This is a genomic window from Pedobacter soli, from assembly GCF_900101435.1.
Classification (GTDB): Bacteria; Bacteroidota; Bacteroidia; order Sphingobacteriales; family Sphingobacteriaceae; genus Pedobacter; species Pedobacter soli.
In genome coordinates this window covers 1-20,349 of sequence record NZ_FMZH01000024.1, presented here as the reverse complement: position 1 = coordinate 20,349, position 20,349 = coordinate 1, and the positions used below count along the sequence as shown (strand labels likewise).

Sequence of the window (20,349 nt, the reverse complement as noted above, 5' to 3'; positions counted from 1 at the left end):
GATTGAGGCATTTAGCATCACTGCTAAATGTTTCTTCTCCTGTAATCGCGCTTACTCTTGACAGAACTCATTCAGATCTCCCGGGGTAAGACAATCTACTTCCTATGGATGTGGCCCCTGTATCTACGTAATAGTCCCCGTGCAGTATTGGGTTTCTGTTTGTTTAGCAACATCACCCGGACTAGATCCGCCTCATATACAGTTTCTGTTCGTAAGCCCCCATTTTTGCCTCGGACTTCCTTCAGATTCGCAGTCGCCCACGACACCCTTGTCTTAAGCTAACACTTCCTACTGCAAAGCGTGTTCGGGACTTGAACCCTATAGTTGATTGCCATGCCCGGCGCACTAAACAAAAAATCCCGGCTACCTGAAGTAACCGGGATTTAAATTTATGTAAGGAGTTTACTTTTGTTTGGCAAACAAACTATAGCTGATACCAAGCTCGTAATCGCCGGCGGTATAACCGCTTAATGCGCGTGTATTGGTGGTGTACATGCCATTAACGGCCAGTTTATTGTTCCAGTTAATGCCTATACCGAAAGTGGCACTACCGGCATTGTGGTAAAGGGCCAGTACATTTACCTTATTTACAGATGGCGAAGCAAACTCAATGTTTACCCCTGCATCAAGCAAATTGTGGTAACCTTTAACACCACGGTAAACCACTTTAGGCTCTACAGTAGCAAAGTTGGCCGGTATGCGGTAGCTTATTGCTGTAAAGAACAAAGGCTGATCGGATGAGTGGTACGCATCTTTTTTTAATATGCGCTTCAGGTTATTTACGGCACCTTGTACCTGAAGCCTGCCCGTACGGTAAGCCATACCGAAATCGGCATCCAGGTACGTTTTACGTTGATTTACGCTGTAAATATCAATATCATCGGCATCGCCCTGCACATTGGCAATGTTAATGTCGTCGTCTGAAAACGATAGACCTAAACCAAAGCTCAGGTGCTGATTGCCCTGATCGAGCGGAAGATGGTAGGTAAAAGAAGTCGCAGCACGCGTGTGCTTTAACAGCCCTGCACGATCGTTGTTTACCTGTAATCCCACCGCCAGTTTTTCTGCAAAGCCGTAGTCGGCCGATACAAACTGGGTAAAGGGTAAACCTGGCATGGTACTAAACTGACTGCGAATACCGGCATTCAAGGTTAACTTTTGTTCCAATCCGGCCATAGCCGGATTGGTGAGATACTGATTCTGATAATATATTGCACTCATCGGATTAAGCTGTGCTTTGCTTTGCACAAAAGGAAAGCTGATGAAGAGCAGCGCCACACACCATTGGATGAATCCTTTGTTTTTATATTGATTAATTGTATTCATTGCTTTGAAGTATTAAAATTTTCTAACAATTGTGATAAATCCTCTTTTCGCTTTTACGCCGTTACCCAGTTCTATAATGTAGTAGTAGGTATTTTCATCCAGCGGAGTGCCGTTGATGGTACCATCCCATTCGTTATTATAGTTCTTTTTGGCGTACACTTCCCTACCTGCACGATCGAATATGCGTACCTGATTGTTTGGATACATGTCGATGTTCTTAATCACAAAGAAGTCGTTTTTACCATCGCCGTTCGGTGTAAGCACATTATTGGCCAACAGGTTATAATCTTCCATTACGGTAATGGTAATGGTTGCTGTACTGGTACAACCCGAGGCATTAGTGCCCGTTACGGTGTAAGTGGTATTTTGCGACGGACGTACGGTGAGCGTAGCTGAATTCTGACCGCTGATAGTACCGGATGCAGTTGCCCAGCTATAGCTTAATGCGCCACTTGCTTTTAACTCAATGGTTTCTCCCTTACTTACGCTTGTGCCCGGTGTAGCCACTACCTGAACTTGCGGTAGCGGAGCAGCCGTTAAGGTAAATGTTCGGCTAAAAGTATCAGTACCGCCGTTTAATGTGCCACCATTATCTTTTACAGTTACCGTAATGGTTGCAGTACCGCCTGCAGGGTTTAACCTGTAGTTTAATACTGCGTTACCAGCTGTGCCTTGAGTTACCGAAATTGCTGCAAACAGTGCTGCATTATCGGTGCTTACACTTAAAGTAGTGCTTTGGTTTTGCTCAGCACCCGCCGTAATACCACTTAATGCAATGCTTTGTGTGGTACTGCTTACGCACACCTGTTGGTTGGCAATTGCTGCCAGGGTTGGTGCGGTGTTTAGTGGTGCAATAACCGTTAATACCTGGGTAACATTTGCAGCTGCGTTATAGGTAGCATTACCGGCCTGCGAAGCGATAATGTTTGCTGTACCTACGCCTACTATGGTTACGGTATTTCCTGTAACGGTTGCTACCGCCGGATTGCTGCTGGTATAGGTAACCGGATTTCCTGATGCGCCACCAGTTGCGTTAAGTGTAAAGGTACCATCGCCTAAAATTTTAACCGGTAAAGCCGTGAAGGTAATTACCTGGTCTTTCTTATCATCATCGGCTATGGTAACTGTTGCATTACCTGTTGCAGTAAAGGCAAAGTTAGATGAAGTTCCTCCCGTTAAAGTTAAAACAACTGTCTCAGGGTCTTCATACAGGTTATCGTCTTTTACTACTACCGGAACGTTCACGCTGGTTTGACCTGCTAAGATCACAGCCGATCCGCTTAATGCGGTATAGTCTGTACCTGCAGTTGCACTTCCGCTCACAGTATAAGCTACGGTGATATTCTCTGTTGCCGTTACGCCGGTTGGTAAACTGATGCTGAATGCACCGTTGCTTGCTGGTTCTGCTGCATCGGCTGTTTTGCTGATGCTGATTGCCAGGTTAGCCGGGGTGTTATCATCATCGGCAATCTTTAAGCTCGCATTGCCACCTACGGTAAAGCTGAAGTTAGCCGAAGTAGCGCCGGTTAAGGTAGCCACTACGGTTTCTGTACCTTCGATGATATTATCATTTTTAACCAGTACCGGAACATTCACACTGGTTTGACCTGCTAAGATCACAGCCGATCCACTCAAGGCGGTATAGTCTGTGCCTGCGGTTGCAGTTCCGCTCACAGTATAAGCTACCGTGATATCTTCTGTAGCAGTTACGCCCGTAGGTAAGCTAATGCTGAATGTACCGTTGCTTGCTGGCTCTGCTGCATCGGCAGTTTTGCTGATGCTTATAGCCAGGTTAGCAGCCGTATTGTCATCATCGGCAATGTTCAAGCTCGCGTTACCCGTTGCTGTAAAGCTGAAATTAGCCGAAGTAGCGCCGGTTAAAGTAGCCACTACCGTTTCAGTGCCTTCGATGATGTTATCATTTTTAACCAGTACCGGAACGCTCACACTGGTCTGACCTGCTAAGATCACAGCCGATCCGCTTAAGGCGGTGTAGTCTGTACCGGCGGTTGCAGTTCCACTCACGCTGTAAACTACCGTGATATCTTCTGCTGCAGTTACACCGGTTGGTAAACTCATACTGAATGTACCATTAGTTGCTGGCTCTGCAGCGTCCGTTGTTTTGCTGATGCTTACAGCAAGGTTAGCTGGGGTATTGTCATCATCGGCAATATTCAAGCTTGCATTACCACTTGCGGTAAAGCTGAAGTTAGCCGAAGTAGCGCCGGTTAAGGTAGCCAATACGGTTTCTGTGCCTTCGATGATATTATCGTTTTTAACCAATACCGGAACGCTCACACTGGTCTGACCTGCTAAGATCACAGCCGATCCGCTTAAGGCGGTATAGTCTGTACCTGCAGTTGCAGTTCCGCTCACGGTATAAGCTACCGTGATATCCTCGGTCGCAGTTACGCCAGTAGGTAAGCTAATGCTGAATGCGCCATTAGTCGCTGGTTCTGCTGCATCGGCTGCTTTGCTGATGCTTATAGCCAGGTTAGCTGGGGTATTGTCATCATCGGCAATATTCAAGCTTGCATTACCACTTGCTGTAAAGCTGAAGTTAGCCGAAGTAGCATCGGTTAAAGTAGCCACTACCGTTTCAGTGCCTTCGATGATGTTATCATTTTTAACCAGTACCGGAACGTTTACACTGGTCTGACCTGCCATGATCACAGCCGATCCGCTTAAAGCGGTGTAGTCTGTACCGGTGATTGCAGTTCCACTCACGCTGTAAGCTACCGTGATATCTTCCCTAGCAGTTACGCCAGCTGGTAAGCTGATGCTGAATGCACCGTTGGTTGCTGGCTCTGCCGCATCGGCTGCTTTGCTGATGCTTATAGCCAGGTTAGCTGGGGTATTGTCATCATCGGCAATATTCAAGCTTGCATTACCCGTTGCGGTAAAGCTGAAGTTAGCCGAAGTAGCACCATTTAAGGTAGCCACTACCGTTTCAGTGCCTTCGATGATGTTATCATTTTTAACCAATACCGGAACGTTTACGCTGGTCTGACCTGCAAAGATCACAGCCGATCCGCTCAATGCGGTGTAGTCTGTGCCTGCGGTTGCAGTTCCGCTCACAGTATAAGCTACCGTGATATTTTCTGTAGCAGTTACGCCAGCCGGTAAACTGATGCTGAATGCACCGTTGGTTGCTGGCTCTGCTGCATCCGTTGTTTTGCTGATGACTAAAGTACGATTAGCAGCTGTATTGTCATCATCAGCAATATTCAAGCTTGCGTTACCGGTTGCGGTAAAGCTAAAGTTTGTTGAGCTTGCTCCGGTTAAGGTAGCTACTACTGTTTCAATGCCTTCGATCAACTGATCGTCTATTACAGACACAGGAACTGTAACACTGTTTTGTCCGGCCGGGATGATTAACGTTCCTGAAAGTGCAGTATAATCTGTTCCGGCAGTTGCGGTACCCGAAACGCTATAGTGTACGGTTATATCCTCTGTTGAAGTAACACCTGTTGGCAGGCTAAAATTAAAACCACCTGCTGTACCTGGTTCAGAGGCATCTGCCGATTTCGTGATGCTGACTGTACGTGTTAATGACGTATCTTCATCATCGCCAATATTTAAAACGGTATAAGGTGCCTGGTTAAAGCTAAATGAAAAACTACTTGCAGTGCCATTTAATTGCATCTGTATGGTTTCTGTGCCTTCTATAATTTTATCATCGATCACATTAATCGGTATGTCTACGTAATTCTGTCCTGCCGCAAGAACAATCGTCCCTAGGTTAGCATAATCTACCCCAGCCTTAGCTGTACTTGTTGTAGGATTAATAAAGTAGCTAATGGTTATACCTACCGAAGCAGTAATACCGGTTGGCAGGCTAATGCGGTAAAGTCCATTTGTAGCTGGTTCAGCGGCATCGGTTATTTTGGCAAAGGTTAACACCTTATTTCCCGCGACATTATCATCGTCGTTAAGATTCAGGCTTGTCGATCTTTGCGCCGATACCGTAGTAATCGGGAATGTAAAATTAGTTGAAGACCCTCCGTCTAATGTTACCACTACCGTTTTGGCTAGCTCAATTACCTTATCGTCGATTACCTGTACTACTAACGGCACACTATTCTGCCCTGCAGGAATGGTTACCGTACCACTTAAGGTCTGATAGTCGGTCCCTGCGATTGCACTACCGGTAACTGTGTAGTTTACCACAACATCTTCAACAGATGTAAAGCCTGTTGGCAGTTGAATCCTGAAACCACCATTAGTTGAAGGCTCAGTTGCATGCGCAGTTCTTACAATGCTCAATGTTTTGTTAGCCGCATTACCCGAATCATCATCGGCAATGTTTACGGTTGCGTTTCCGGCAGCAGTAAGGCTAAAGCTGGTAGCAGTAGCACCGGTTAAAGTAGCCGTTACAGTTTCGGTTCGCTCGATTATGTTATCGTTAATCACCAATACCGGAACCGATACACTGTTTTGACCAGCCAGAATTACTGCTGATCCTGTTAAGGCAGTGTAGTCTGTACCTGCAGTTGCTGTTCCCGCTACGGTATAAGTTACCGTAATATCTTCCGTTAAAGTAACGCCTGCCGGTAAGGTGATGTTAAAGTTTCCGTTTGTTCCCGGTTCTGCAGCATCAGTTGTTTTCTGAATGCTGATGGCCAGGTTATCCGGAATATTATCGTCGTCGGCGAGGTCTATAGTTGCCGCGGTTCCGCTGGTAAAGGCTAAACCGGTTGCTGTACCCGAAGTTACCGTTAAGGTTACGTTCTCGGTACCTTCAGCCTGCTGATCGTCGGTTACCGTTAATGGTAAATCCACACTGTTGGTTCCTGCCGGGATGGTCAGCGTACCAGAAAGTGAAGCATAATCCAATCCGGCAGTTGCGGTACCTGTTACGGTATAATTTACCGTAATATCTGTTGGTACAGTTAAGCCTGCTGGCAAGGCAATATTGAAGTTACCGTTGCTTGCGGGTTCTGATGCGTCCTGGGTTTTGGTAACGTTAAGTACCAGATTAGCTGGGATGTTGTCATCGTCTGCAAGATTAACGCTTACATTACCAGTAGCTGTGTAAGTGAAGTTGGTACTGCTACCGCCCGCAAGCGCAAGCACAACTGTTTCGGTTTGCTCAATCAACTGATCATCAATTACCGAAATTGGAACCGTTACGCTGTTTTGGCCAGCCAGGATAGTTGCCGTACCTGAAAGTGTGGCATAATCTGTACCTGGTGTTGCTGTACCCGAAACCGAGTAATTCACGGTGATATTTTCCTTGCTGCTGATTCCTGCCGGCAAGGCAATGTTGACACGACCTGAAGCGCCTGGCTCGGCAGCATCGTTTAACTTGGTAATGTTAAGCACTAGGTTAGCTGGCATATTGTCTGCATCGGTAATGTTTACTGTAGCATTGATATTGCTGGCATTTGGCGTAAAGGTGAAGCTGGTCGAGCTTCCACCGGTTAGCGTCATGGTTACCGTTTCCAAACCTTCGATCAGCTGATCGGCAGTAGCGGTTACCGGTACTTTTACATCATGACTTCCGGCCGGAATCACTGCTGAACCCGTTAAGGCCGTATAATCGGTACCATTGGTAGCCGTACCCGAAAGGATATAGTTTACGGTGATGGCTTCTGTAGCCGTTGCAGTTGTACCCGGCAGGCTAATGGCAAATTCGCCGTTTGCTCCTCCTTCTGTAGCATCGGCTGTTTTGGCTACCGAAAGCTCCAGGTTTGCAGGAGTGGTATCGTTATCGAAAATCGTTGCTTTAGCCGGACCACTAAAGGTATAGGTAAAGTTAGGCGAGGTAACACTGTTGATGGTTACGGTCACATCCTCATTGCCCTCAATGATATCGTCATCCACCACAGTGGCCACAATGGCAGATGCATTTGTAGTCATATTTACTGTTCCGTTAAACTGATTGCTTAGTGGAGTGTAATCTGTACCTTTTATAGCGGTACCCGTTACGGTGTAGTTAACGGCCACACTTTCCGAAGGACTTATATTGGTAGGGAAAGCAAAATTAAACCGGATACTCCCATTATTGCCCACACCACCTTCAGTGGCATCACGACCAAGAGACACCGTTACTACGCGATTAGTAGTTATATTGTCATCATCTGCAATGTTTACTGTAATAGGGGAACCTGCTGTTGTAAAAGTAGAACCCGCGCTCAAACCTGCAGTACTTAAACCTGTGTGGGTAATTACAACTGTTTCATCTTGCTCAATCAGATTATCGTCAATCACTTGTACGGGTACATCAATATAGTTTTGACCAGCTGGAATTACCAGCGCCGGGAGGTTAGCATAATCGGTACCCCCGGTAGCTGTACCACTACGAAATACAGTTAAATTAATCGGAACCTGACAAAAAATGTTAGGTGGCAAACTGATACGTACATTTCCATTAATACCCGGCTCTGCTGCATCTGCTGTTTTGGTATAAGTAATTACCCTGTTGGCCGAGATATTTTCATTGTCAGTTATATTTAGAGATGTTGTACGTAATGCTGCTGAAGCAGATGGAGTGAAAGCAAAGTTATTGGAAGTACCCCCTGTAATCGTTAGTGTAACTGTTTCAGTTATAGGCTCTATCAATTGATCATCTTTCACTATGACGTTTACAGGCACACTGTTGCTTCCTGCAGGAAGTACCACTGTACCGCTTAAGGTTTCGTAATCTGTGCCATTGGTGGCTGTTCCTGCAATGGTATAATTTACAGTAACATCTTCCGAAGAAGTAATACCGGTACCAGCCTCAAAAGCAATACTAAATCCACCGTTGGTAGCCGGCTCGGCAGCATGTGCTGTCCTGGTTATTTTCAAGGCTTTGTTCGCTGCAACATCATCATTATCAAACACATCTACCGAAGCGGTTTCGCTTCCTGCGTCAACGGTGAACGTATTAGTTACATCTGTTCCACCTGTGATGGTCAGGATTACGTTTTCAGGAAGTTCGATAATGTTATCATTGATTGCAGTTACCGCCACAGCTACACTGTTTTGGCCTGCTGCGATGGTGGCTGTCCCACTCAATGCGGTATAATCGGCACCATTGGTTGCCGTACCTCCTACCGTATAGTTAACCGTTACCGGGGCAGATGCCGTAATACCCGCAGGTAATTTAAGGGTAAAGCTACCGGCTGCCCCGCCTTCTGTAGCATTTGCTGTAGCCACTGCACTCAACATTCTGTTGGCAGCAGTATTGTCGTCATCAGCAATATTTACTGTGGCTGCAGCTGCTGTGCCAACGGTATAGTTAAAACCGTTTCCATCAGCTCCGCTGTTTAGTGTAAGTGTGGCGGTTTCTGTAGCTTCTACAATCTGGTCGTCGATTACCAAAACCGGGATAGACACACTGTTGGCATAAGCCGGAAGAGTTACAGTTGAAACGCTGTAATCGGTATTGCGTATAGCAGTACCGCTCATGGTATAATTAAGCGTCAGGTCGGCGCTCGATGAATAACCGGCAGGTAAACTTACTGTAAAGCTGCCCGGTACATTCGGTTCTGCTGCGTCGGTAGTTTTCACCACCTGCAATACCTGATTAGCTGGAAGTACATCATTATCCGCAATATTTACGGTAATGGTTTCTTTGGCAGGATCGGCCGGGAAGATATAAGCATTACCTGATCCATCTTTGGCACTACCCGAAAGCACTTTGAAGTTAATGGTTTCAGTTGGTTCAAAAATCTGATCGTCTAATACATGCACATCAACCGCAACACTGTTTTGTCCGGCCGGAATGGTGATGGTGCCAAAACTCTGGTAATCTAAACCGGAAACAGCCGTACCCGATACGGTATAACCAACAGTAACCGGCCATGCCGAAGTAGCTGCACCAGCCAGCTTAATGCTGAAAGCACCGTTAGTTGCCGGCTCTGCTGCGTTGGTACCTGCTATCACTTCTAAAGCAGTAGTACTTGCTGCATTTACATCGATAATGGTTACTGCTGCACCGTTTCCAGCCGGATCGATGCTATAGGTTGTGGATGCCGATGTGGCATTGTTAAGGGTTAAGGTAACCGTTTCAGGTCCTTCTACCTGACTATCATTAATAGCATCAACGCCAACAAATACCTCGTTGGTACCTGCCGGGATAACCAGGTTAGCGCCTGTAAGTCCGGTAAGTGAATAATCTGCAGGGCGCGTTGCCGTTCCTCCTGTAGATAAAGTAATGGTAATGTCTTCTGCACTGGTAATACCCGGAGGCAATGAAACGCGGTACTGGCCTTTTGTTCCACCTTCTACCGCATCTGATACTTTGGTTAACAATACTACTGTAGTATTGCTCGCCGCATCGTCATCCGCAATATCAGCAGTAGCACTGTTGGTTGTTCCAGGGGTATAAGTGAAATTGGCAGAAGTTCCACCGGTAAGGGTTAAAATAACCGTTTCGGTATTTTCAATCACCTTATTGTCGATCACAATTAATGGAACCGTAACGCTGTTAGCGCCTGCCGGAATTACCGCAGTACCCGGTAATGCTGCGTAATCTGTTCCTGCTGTTGCCGTTCCCGATACGCTATAATTTACCGTAACATTTTCGGAAGCCAGTACACCTGCCGGTAAACTAATGGTAAAAGCACCATTGGTTGAAGGCTCTGCCCCGTTTTGGGCGGTTACAGTTAGTGTTTTATTTGCCGGGGTATTGTCGTCATCAGCAATGCTCAGGCTTGCGCTGGTAGCAGCCGGATCAGGAGTTAAGGTAAATACCGTAGTTGCGCCCTGTTTTGCTACACCATTTGTAAGGGTTAAAATAACCGGTTCAGCGGTTTCGATCAAATTATCGTTAATTACATTTACCGGAACCTGTATGCTGTTTTGTCCTGCTGGCAGGGTAACCGTAGTAGCCGAAGTACTGCTATAATCAGCACCGTAAGTGGCTGCACCTGTAAAGGCATAGGTAATGGTAATTGGCAAGGCACTTACATAACCTGTTGGCAGGCTAATGGTAAAGCTGCTGTTGGTAGCAGGTTCTGCTGCATTGCCATTGCTGGTTACTGCAAGCTGTTTAATCGCTGCAGTATTATCATTGTCGGCCTGTAATAAAGTGGCCGTATTTTTAGCTGCATCTGCAGGATAGTTAACAGCCGAAGCTGAAGTCCCTCCTGTTAAGTTTAATATAATGGTTTCCGTTTGTTCAATAATCTGATCATCCAGTGCTTTCACATTAATAACTACGCTATTCTGACCAGCCAGTAAGGTTGCCGTTCCCGAAAGCGTTTCATAATCAACACCATTGGTTGATGTGCCGCTCATGGTGTAGGCTACCGTGATATTTTCTGCTGCAGAAATGCCGGCAGGTAATGCAATGGTAAACGTACCGGTATTGGTTGGTTCGTTGGCATTGAGCTGAGCCGTAACCCCCAATAAATGATTAGCTACTGTATTGTCATCGTCAGCAATGGTTACGGTAGCATTGCCCGCAGCACCATTAACGGTATAAGTGTATTTAGCTGAAGTACCTGAAGTTAAAGTAACAATAACGCTTTCAGCACCTTCGATAATGCTGTCGTCTGTTACATTAACCGGAACTGAAACGCTGTTTTGACCGGTAGCAATGGTAGCAGTGCCTGTTAATGCGATGTAATCGCTGCCCGAAGTAGCGGTACCGCTAACGGTATAATTCACCGTAACCGGTTCTATTGCGTTTATACCGGTTGGTAAACTAATGGCAAAAGCACCATTAGTTGCCGGTTCGGCTGCATCGGTTGTTTTGGTAATGCTCAGTACGCGTTTAGCCGGGTCGAATGCATCAACGGTAATGGCTGTTGTACTGCTCACCGAGCAACCGCCTGTGCCGGTAACAGTATATAAAATATTGGCCGTTCCTGCTGCAACACCGGTTACCACACCCGCAGCGCTTACGGTAGCTACAGCTGTGTTACTGCTGCTCCAAACGCCCAAAGGGATAGTGTTGCTTAAAGTAATGTTATCACCCGCAAATAAAGTGTTCGGACCGGTTGTGGCATTAACCGTTGGCATAGCATTTACCGTAACCGTTTGTGTTAAAGCACCTACACAGCCGTTGCTGTTGGTTACCGTGTAAATGATATCAGCTGTACCTGCAGTAACACCGGTTACCGCACCTGTAGTGCTTACTGTAGCTACCGCAGTATTGCTGCTGCTCCAAACGCCTCCTGTAGTTGTAGTAGTCAGGTTAGTTACCGCTCCAACACATACGTCAGGTGTTCCGGTAATGGGGTTAATTACTACATCACTTCTGGTAATTACGATATTATCGGTACGCGAACAACCGTCAGGATAGCTCACCGTTACCGTGTAAGTACCCGGGCCAGCAACAGCTAAACTCGAATTTGTGCTGCCATCACCCCAGGTATAAGTAGCTATTGGCGAGGCAAAGAAACCATCGGTTTTAATGGTATATGGGAAATCGCCGGCACAAAGTGTTTTATCCGGACCAAGGCCCAGTATCGGTGTACTGTTATTATAAGGAGAAATGCTCCAGTTGGTATTGCCACCCAGATCTTCTGAGTGCTCTAAAGCTTTAAATGGCGTAATACCTGTTGCGGTAATGTTGCGCAAACGCACATAATCGAACTCTACGTTACCCGCAGTTTTATTCACTGTAAATGCACCCGCAGCCGAACTGTTGATTTCGGTCAGGTTACATGGAGTACCACTTCCAAACCAATCTTTGGAAATGGTATTGGTAGAACCGCTTAAGAATGTATATACTTTTCCCGGAGAGAAGATTAAGGTTTCGATGGTATTACCTGTACCTGCAATATTTCCTTTTCCTTTAAACTCTAAACGTCCAATCGTGTTACCTCCATTGATAAACACTGCTGATGTTGCTGAAGGGTTACTGAAAAGTAAGTCGTTTACTGTAGTGTTATTCACGTAAGAATCGCTCGCAGTTCCACCAGTGGCATCTACAATATTGTAAGTACCACCGTCTACTAAAAAGCGGCGTGCTTTGATTACCGAATTCGTTGCCGTTAAGGTTTTAATGCCTCCCTGGTAACGCCAGGCACCGGTAATGTTTGCACCGGTAATATTAATATTCGTAGCTACGGTTGACCCTGAATTATCAAAACCGTTTAAAACAACTGTGCGGTTACTCAAATCAACTCCTCCACTGCGTGGGAAAAAATAGGCAACCGGGTTACTGAAATTATCGAGTAAAGTAACTGTGTAACCTATTGGCTTTAAGAAAATGAACTGTGTTGCACCCGTACCACCTCCATTAGAAGTAATACTGGTATTGGAAGCACCTGTAAACGTAAGGGCTGCATCCATTCTCACATTGTTGTTCATTACCAAATCACCCCAGATTTCTAAATCCAATGTGGCGGGCTTTGTGAAAGTCGGACTAAAGTTTGCACCTGTCCAATTCATGTTACGGCAATAGGCTTGCGTACTGTTAATGGTTACAGCACTGCTACCGTTGGTAAAACTGCTGGCATTAAAAAACACATCATTAGCTGCGGTTGGTACACATGCACCTCCGGCACCTCCACTGGTATTACTCCAATGCGCCGAATCGCTCCAATCGCCAGAACCGCCTACCCAGTATCTTGCACCCGCACCAGATGTGGTAATCGTAAAGCCACTGTTGCCACCTGCATCTGCACCTGTAACCGTTACAGGCACCCCACTGCCTGTAGCAGTCATGTTCTGTAAATATATATTGTTAAGGTCGCGCGTAGCTGCTGGTCCGAAATTAATCGTTGCCGAAGTTCCTTCCGCCCCTCTTAACTCACCCAAACCATTACAATCCGGACTGTTAAAGCGAAACAGGCCAGTAACTGTTTGGGTATTCCAAATGGCATATGGTTTAGATGGTGCCAACAATAAATTAGTGATGGTGTTGTTACCCCGTAACAAACCGCCTGATTTAAACTCCAGGGTGCCAACGGTGTTTCCACCTAACAGCCCTCTTAAACCATTTGCAGGAGCGGTATTGGTGAACGTCAATTCGCCAATAGTTGTATTTTGAATATTAACCTCATCCAGTACCGTGTTACAGTATACTTTTGGATAGGTTAAACCATTTGCAGTAAAAGCTCTGTTGGCGGTAATAAATGAACCCGCAGCATTGTTAACCCAGGTTACATTGGTCAAGCCCAGGTTCCAATTATTTACGGTAATGGTTGCATTGCTAATATCAATTGTACGACCTACTCCTGTAGTACTGTTGAATAACAATATATTGACGGTTTTACCTGCCATTGACAAGCCTCCCCTTGCGTGCGTGAGGCTAAGGTTTGGAAAGTTAATGTCGTCCATCAAGGTAATTCCGCCTCCACTTGTTTTATCTATATTGAATAAAGGATTTCCTAAACTTGCTCCTTTGGTTAAAAAAGTAGAAGCTTCGGTACCTTTTAACTGTATATTACCCCTAACATATTGCGTGTTGGCGGCAGATAGTGTTAAGGTCGGATCCAATTCAACCGAACCCCAGATTTCCGTCGTATACCCACCAATATCAAAAACAGGCGAGCCTGTTACGTTTGTCCAGGTCATGTCATGACACCGAACCGTACTGGTCACTGAAACCGTATTATTGCCACTGGTAAAGCCACTATTGGCATCAAATATTACATTGTCTGATGTAAAAGGTACGCAGGCTCCTCCTGAGCCGCCACTTGTAGCACTCCAATGGCTTTTATCGTTCCAATCGCCTGCGCCGCCTACCCAGTATAAAGTAGCATTACCTGAAGTACGCGGGGTGATATTAAATCCGACATTACTGCCGCCATCAACACCCACAACAGGTATTGGAGCAATATTGCCTAAGGCAGTAAGACTGGTAATGAAAACATTTTTAATATTTGCAGTAGCTCCTGCACCAAAACTCAATTTCGCATTCGCATCTATCCCTCTCAACTCGCCCAAAGCATCACAGTCTTCGGTGTTCAACTGCATCAATGTATTTATTGTATTGGTACCATGAAAAATATAACCTTTCCCAGGTGCCAGAATCAGTTGTCCGATTATGTTGCCTCCACCTGCTATACGTCCCCCGCTTTTAAATTCAAGCTTGCCAATCGTATTGTTGGAGCCAATTCGTTGCGTTCCTATTTGTGAAACTGTACTTGCAAGTGTCAGCTCTGAGAAAGTATTGTTATTGATATCCATGTCCGGATTATCCCGCATGGCAAATACTTTATCAAAGGTAAGGCCTGCAGAATGAAACATATCGGCAGTAACGGTCGACCCAGTTGCGGTAAGCGTCATATTCGATCCGCGGGTATCCCAGGTTGAGCCCAGTGTAAGCGAAGCATTAGTAATATTCATACTTCTAACTGTGCTACCTCCTGCAACAAGGTTAACAAACCCATGGGTTTGCCCTGATAAATTCAAAGTTCCGGCAGTAAGTGTCAGATTTTGAACAGCCAAATCATTTGGAATCCCATCCAATAAGGTAAGCGACCCACTGGGTTTGTTTACAATAAAGGAATTATAAAGCCCTGCAGTATTTACCCTCACCGCTCCATTTGTCCGGAAAGTAGCATTGCTGCTGCCTGTAAAATTGATGGTCATAATGGCGTAGCGTACAGTGGCTGCAAGTTCCAGATTACCATTGATCTGCAGCTGAAAACTGCCTGTATTTCTGAAAATGGCATTGGTGGTTACACCATTCCACGACATGTTACGACAGTAAGCATGCCCGGTGGTAGGTAGCGTAACCAAAGTATTATTGGCCAGACCGCTATTGGCGTCGAAATAAACATCATCACCTGTTCCGGGGATAATTGATCTGTTGGCTACGCCACCAGAAGTGGATGCCCAATGGCTTAAATCTGTCCAGTTTCCTGCGCCACCTACCCAATAGTAGTCGGCAGCGAAAACACTTGACATGATCAGCATTAAAAAACTGAGTAGTAGTAGTTTTTTCATGTTATTTAGGGATAGAATTTAAAAAAGGGATGCTATAATCAGGTGAGAACTTATTTCGAAAGGGCAGCTTATGCTGCTCAGGTTAGCCGGCAAGTAACTTGAAGCAGCAGGCCAATGGGTTACACCTGCCCTATAGGGCTTGGCATAACAGGTACCGGATACAGCTTGCGCATAAAGGCTCCGGAATGGTAGTCTTTTCATGATAATAGGGATGGGGATAGATTTTAAACAGGGATTTGACTGATTAGCTCAGCCATACGCACTGAATCGTATATTTTTTAACTTAAAGCTTGATTTGATTCGCAATCAATCAAATCAACAAAGTATGACTTAAGAAATAGTAAGCAGCAACACTGGATAAAGGTCGCATAAAACGGTTTAGTAAAAGTATATTCATACAAGAGGGATAGATGGATTTAACGACGAGAGTTGGGATGATTTTTTAAAATTAAGCTTAGCGCTTCCTGTTAGCCATGATGCTAATTTCTAATACAAGACTTTAAAGTTGCGGGAATAATTGGGTGTTGTGTTTGGATGGATAGCGCATAGGACATGCACCAATTGCTGTACTCAATTGTTCGGGAGCTCATATTAATATTTTAGACGGCTAACACTTAACTTATTCGCTGCCAGCAGCCAATAAGCGTTGTGGCCACGAATATAGGGAGCTTTAATTGAAAAAATCAGTATTTAATTCTAAAAACAATGTTACAAATGTCAATAAGAAAATAATATTCTGATTTTCAATTACATATAATTAATACTACAACAAAATTCTTTTAAAATCTGAGCGTTACAAGAACGGTAAGCTGGAAAATAGAAGCTGGGAATAAGCAATCTTATTTTTGCTTAAATGTCTGAGGTGGTGAAAAAAAGTCCGGGGTCTGAGGTCCGAAGTTGGAAGAGTATGTGGGAGATGGAATAAGCAATCTCATACCTGCTTAAATACCTGTAGATATGAGATTACATAAACCTGCAGCTCAAATTCTTAATTGTCTTATATGGTAAAAATGTAAACGTTAACTGTTAATCACCTTATACCGCAAAGATACCAAGCCCGTTTCGTAAGTTTTGCTTTCGAGCAGGTGTAGGCTTATCCGGTTGCTGTGCTGATGAAAAAGCGGTTTACCACTTCCCAATAAAACCGGATGAACCGACAACCACAACTCATCAACCAGGCCGGCCTGCATCATGCTTTCGCTGAGCGATGCACCGCCAAATAACCAGATATCTTTACCAGGTTCAGCTTTTATTCTTCTCGCTTCGGTTATCGTATCTTCAGCAATGAGTATGGCACCCGACTTTACTGATTCTAATGTTTCAGAAAATACATATTCAGTCAGTACAGGCATATCAGGTATAGCGGCATCGCTGCTGCTTTCGTGCTGTTGCATCATTTCGTAACTTTTCCTGCCAATAAACATAGCATCAATGCGATCGAAAAAAGCTTTAAGACCATAATCCTGATCGGTAAAACACCAATCGTATTCGCCTTTTGCTCCTTCAATGTAACCATCCAGGCTAATGGCCAGGCCCAGTATTAACTTTCTCATGTTTTTTATATTTAGGATACAAATATGAACAAAGCTACGCCCGCTCAATTGTACAGAACGGACAAGAACAATAAAGATATTTAGCATTAAACATTTAGGCTTCGCAACAATTCGCCGGGCGTAAGACCCGTGTATTGCTTATAATCGCGGATAAAATGAGCCTGATCGTAATAGCCACTCTGATAAGCGATATTGGTGAGGGAATCCGGAGCATCACTTTTCAGGTTTTCGAGCGAATAAATAAATCGGGAAACCCGCAGGTATTCGCTCGGCGATAAACCCACAAATTGTTGAAACTGCCTGGAAAGATGCCGCTGACTCATGCCAATATTTTGGGTAAGTGCAGCCAAAGAAATTAAACCTTTAGATAGTCGAACCTGTTGAAGGCAATATTTGATCTGTGGCTTATCATCGGCTTTACTCAGCTGCTGCAACAAATGTTGCTGCAATAAAACCACGCGACTGTTATTGTTGCCAGCATGTACCACAAGATCTTCCAAAGCTGCAGCGCTTTTGCTCCAAAGATCGGTGAGTGATGTGGTTGTATTGGATAATAAATGAAAGGGGATTTTAAAAAAAGGATAAGCCTTGCCCGGATGGAAACAAATGGCGATGCAGCCCGCTCCTTTCCTCATCTGCACATCAACCGGCTTATTCGTTCTAAAACTAACAATGCTGCCTTTATACAATTCATTACCGATTATGGCAACCGGAGCTGCTGTGTAATTGATAAAAAGCTCTGCACAGATATCGGGCAAAACGCGGATGTGGCTGGTATCAGCATCGCCCCCGCAATCCATTGTACAAATGGAACGAATATAAGGTTTCAGTACGGGCAGTATATCGTAGTATTGAATTTGCATCTTTTGCAAAGATGCAGGTTTTAGCCTAAAATTACATTTTCCATGCGCATTTCGGTTACGCGGCATTATTATTGTTACTACAGGCGGTATGAAAACGAAAGATATAATCAGTGCGCTCTTAGGTTTATTGATTATGGTGATTACCTATTGGGTACTGTTCTACCAGCTTGCGCCTACCGGACATAAAAAGGCAAGAACATTTTCGTCATTACCTCATTACAAAAGCCTTGAATAACAATTGCCTCATGTAGTTGTGTAACCCAACACTTTTTTTGTAGACAGGCCATTCAACAAATATCCAATTTTCAGGACACAGCGAATATACTTTAATTAATTAGTTGACAAATTCAACAAAATTAATTTACTTTGCATATAGTTGAACAAGTCAACTATATCGTGATATGGAACAAATTAAATTATCGGATATACAGATCAGAAATCATCTTGCACCAGGCGACCTGGGCTACCTGGCCTATATCCATGGCGATTTATACGCAAAAGAATGTAACTACGGACTGAAATTTGAGGCCTATGTACTGGAAGGCTTAAAGGAGTTTGCCCTGGCATACGATCCAGAAAAAGATAAAATATGGATTTGTGAACATCAGGAAAAAATGATTGGCTGTTTAGTAGCCCAGCACCGTAAAGAACAACTGCAGTTCAGGTATTTTATATTGCAACCTGAGTACCGCGGTATTGGCTTAGGCAAATTGCTGATGCAGGAATTTATCGATTTTATGCATTCCAGAAATGTTAAACATGCTTACCTCTGGACAACCGCCGATCAGGATACCACAACAGCACTTTATGAAAGGTTTGGATTCAAACTGACAGCAGAAAACCCATCCGATCATTTTGGTAAAGCAATACTGGAAAGGCGTTTTGACTTAAAAATACCTGAACAATCAACAACATAAGGGATGAAAAACGAAACCCCGCTTATTCAGGCTATCAGATCATTTAACCGCAATTACACCAAACTAATTGGTCTGCTTGATAGTCATTTGCTGGCCAGCGGTTACTCTTTAGCCGAAGCCAGAATCCTTTACGAAATACATGCAAATATGCCCGTAAGTGCTTCTGACATTATCTTGCAGATTGATATTGACAAAGGCTATCTGAGTAAAGTTTTAAAACGTTTTGAAGTAAACGGCCTGATTGCCAAAGAGCCTTCGCCTGTTGATGCAAGAATGAGTTTGTTAACGCTCACAGCTGCCGGCCATACTGTTTTTAACAGCCTCGATGCGGCCTCTAATCAACAGGTAAAAGAAATGATTGGCAAACTTACTGACGAAGAACAGGACAAATTAAGCAACAATATAGCGGCCATTAGCGCATTGCTCTTTAAATAATTAAGTATAAAAAAAGAGGACAGCCGCAATACACTGCCCCCAAAAAGTTAGACACTATTTGGGGGCATTTTTATGGTTAAATACAAAAAACACAAAGCCGAATTTAAACTGAAGCTGGTTAGAGAGCATCAACGTGGGAAGTCGGTCAACGGATTATCGAATCAATGGGGCATCTCCACATCGCAAATCAGAAAATGGATTGACCAATACAATGCATCAGGTGTACAGGGTTTATTACGAAGATCCAATCAACAATATACCAAAGAATTTAAGTTAACGGTCGTTCAAGCTTATCTTAAAAAAGAATTATCTTTGAGGGACTGCTGTTTACATTTTCATATCCCTTCCATTGGCATAGTTAGTTCTTGGGTAAAAATTCATGAGAGTTTTGGGGTGGATGGCTTAAATGCTCAACAGAGAGGCCGTAAAACGATGAAAGAAAAGAAGCCAAAAAAACAACCACTAAAACGTTGACCAGGCTTGAGGAGCTTGAAAAGGAGAATCTATATTTAAGAGCGGAGAATGAGTTGCTAAAAAAGCTAGAAGCCTTAACTCAAAAGAAAGAAACGCTGCAAAAGAAAAAGCGTTAGCCATTGAGGAGTTAAGGCATAAATATCCATTAGAATTGTTGCTGGATATACTAAAAATGGCCAGAAGTAGTTACTATTACCACTTAAAAACAAAATCAGTATTAAAAAAACATGATGTCGCCCAAGATCAAATAAAAAAGATCTATCATCGTCATAAAGGAAGGTATGGTTATAGAAGGATTACCCTAGAAATGAAGAATGAAGGTTGTATCATTAATCATAAAACAGTCTCAAAGCTGATGGGTACATTAGGGCTGAAATCCTTGATCAGGAGAAAGAAATACAGATCCTATAAGGGTGAGTTAGGAAAAATTGCACCCAATTTATTGAATCGAGATTTTAATTCAGCACAACCTTGCCAGAAGTGGGCCACCGACATTACAGAATTCAAAGTGGGGGATAAAAAACTGTATCTATCTCCAATCATAGAATTATTTAATGGGGAAATTCTCAGCTATAACTTATCTGAGTCTCCAAATTTTGAACAGGTATCCCTTATGTTGAAAGATGCGTTCAAAAAGATAAATAGGAACACAAACCTGATTTTACACTCTGATCAGGGATGGCAATATCAGATGAAAGAATATCAGCGAATGCTGAAAAAGAAAGGCATTAGGCAGAGCATGTCCAGAAAAGGTAACTGCCTGGATAATGCCATTATTGAGAATTTCTTTGGCATCATAAAGTCGGAACTATTCTATCTTAATAAGTACAGTGAAATCAATGAACTTAAACAGGATATAAAAAATTACATTGAATACTATAATAACGATCGAATAAAACTCAATCTAAAAGGAATGAGCCCGATAAAATATCGAGCTCATCACAT

At 44.0% G+C, this 20,349-nt stretch carries 9 protein-coding genes; 5 read left to right on the top strand and 4 right to left on the bottom strand.

Features of this window, described 5'->3' with window-relative positions; all coding sequences use genetic code 11:
- Window positions 1-402: 402 nt before the first annotated feature.
- The 4 genes from BLR37_RS24865 to BLR37_RS24850 all read right to left on the bottom strand — a co-directional run bounded on the left by BLR37_RS24865 (window position 403) and on the right by BLR37_RS24850 (window position 17,578).
- Complete coding sequence (locus BLR37_RS24865; RefSeq protein ID WP_090773393.1) at window positions 403-1,326, bottom strand: PorP/SprF family type IX secretion system membrane protein; 924 nt, start codon at window positions 1,324-1,326, stop codon at window positions 403-405.
- Window positions 1,327-1,338: 12 nt separating this feature from the next.
- Entirely contained in the window at window positions 1,339-15,162 is a 13,824-nt protein-coding gene (locus tag BLR37_RS24860) for a Calx-beta domain-containing protein (protein ID WP_090773391.1), read from the bottom strand.
- A gap of 1,019 nt (window positions 15,163-16,181) precedes the next feature.
- Window positions 16,182-16,715 carry a dihydrofolate reductase family protein gene (locus BLR37_RS24855; RefSeq protein ID WP_090773389.1) on the bottom strand — a complete coding sequence of 178 codons (534 nt, stop codon included), beginning with the start codon at window positions 16,713-16,715 and terminating at the stop codon, window positions 16,182-16,184.
- 86 nt (window positions 16,716-16,801) lie between these two features.
- Window positions 16,802-17,578, bottom strand: a complete 777-nt coding sequence (locus tag BLR37_RS24850) for a helix-turn-helix domain-containing protein (protein ID WP_090773387.1) — start codon at window positions 17,576-17,578, stop codon at window positions 16,802-16,804.
- 88 nt (window positions 17,579-17,666) lie between these two features.
- Between BLR37_RS24850 and BLR37_RS25480 the strand changes: the two genes are divergently transcribed.
- From BLR37_RS25480 to BLR37_RS24830, 5 genes are all read left to right on the top strand, one after another.
- Window positions 17,667-17,813 carry a hypothetical protein gene (locus BLR37_RS25480; RefSeq protein WP_167356680.1) on the top strand — a complete coding sequence of 49 codons (147 nt, stop codon included), beginning with the start codon at window positions 17,667-17,669 and terminating at the stop codon, window positions 17,811-17,813.
- Window positions 17,814-17,979: 166 nt separating this feature from the next.
- Window positions 17,980-18,495, top strand: a complete 516-nt coding sequence (locus BLR37_RS24845; protein WP_090773385.1) for a GNAT family N-acetyltransferase — start codon at window positions 17,980-17,982, stop codon at window positions 18,493-18,495.
- 3 nt (window positions 18,496-18,498) lie between these two features.
- Window positions 18,499-18,930, top strand: coding sequence for a MarR family winged helix-turn-helix transcriptional regulator (locus BLR37_RS24840; RefSeq protein WP_039475713.1), 432 nt, complete (start codon window positions 18,499-18,501; stop codon window positions 18,928-18,930).
- 72 nt (window positions 18,931-19,002) lie between these two features.
- Window positions 19,003-19,404, top strand: a complete 402-nt coding sequence (locus BLR37_RS24835) for a helix-turn-helix domain-containing protein (protein WP_090773383.1) — start codon at window positions 19,003-19,005, stop codon at window positions 19,402-19,404.
- A gap of 118 nt (window positions 19,405-19,522) precedes the next feature.
- A partial coding sequence (locus BLR37_RS24830) for an IS3 family transposase (protein WP_244154752.1) occupies window positions 19,523-20,349 on the top strand: 827 nt, incomplete at its 3' end.

Excerpts from the sequence above, each read along its gene's own strand:
- BLR37_RS24835 (WP_090773383.1), top strand. The coding sequence starts at position 19,003 with ATGGTTAAATACAAAAAACACAAAGCCGAATTTAAACTGAAGCTGGTT.
- BLR37_RS24865 (WP_090773393.1), bottom strand. The coding sequence starts at position 1,326 with ATGAATACAATTAATCAATATAAAAACAAAGGATTCATCCAATGGTGT.
- BLR37_RS25480 (WP_167356680.1), top strand. The coding sequence starts at position 17,667 with ATGAAAACGAAAGATATAATCAGTGCGCTCTTAGGTTTATTGATTATG.
- BLR37_RS24855 (WP_090773389.1), bottom strand. The coding sequence starts at position 16,715 with ATGAGAAAGTTAATACTGGGCCTGGCCATTAGCCTGGATGGTTACATT.
- BLR37_RS24840 (WP_039475713.1), top strand. The coding sequence starts at position 18,499 with ATGAAAAACGAAACCCCGCTTATTCAGGCTATCAGATCATTTAACCGC.
- BLR37_RS24850 (WP_090773387.1), bottom strand. The coding sequence starts at position 17,578 with ATGCAAATTCAATACTACGATATACTGCCCGTACTGAAACCTTATATT.
- BLR37_RS24845 (WP_090773385.1), top strand. The coding sequence starts at position 17,980 with ATGGAACAAATTAAATTATCGGATATACAGATCAGAAATCATCTTGCA.
- BLR37_RS24860 (WP_090773391.1), bottom strand. The coding sequence starts at position 15,162 with ATGAAAAAACTACTACTACTCAGTTTTTTAATGCTGATCATGTCAAGT.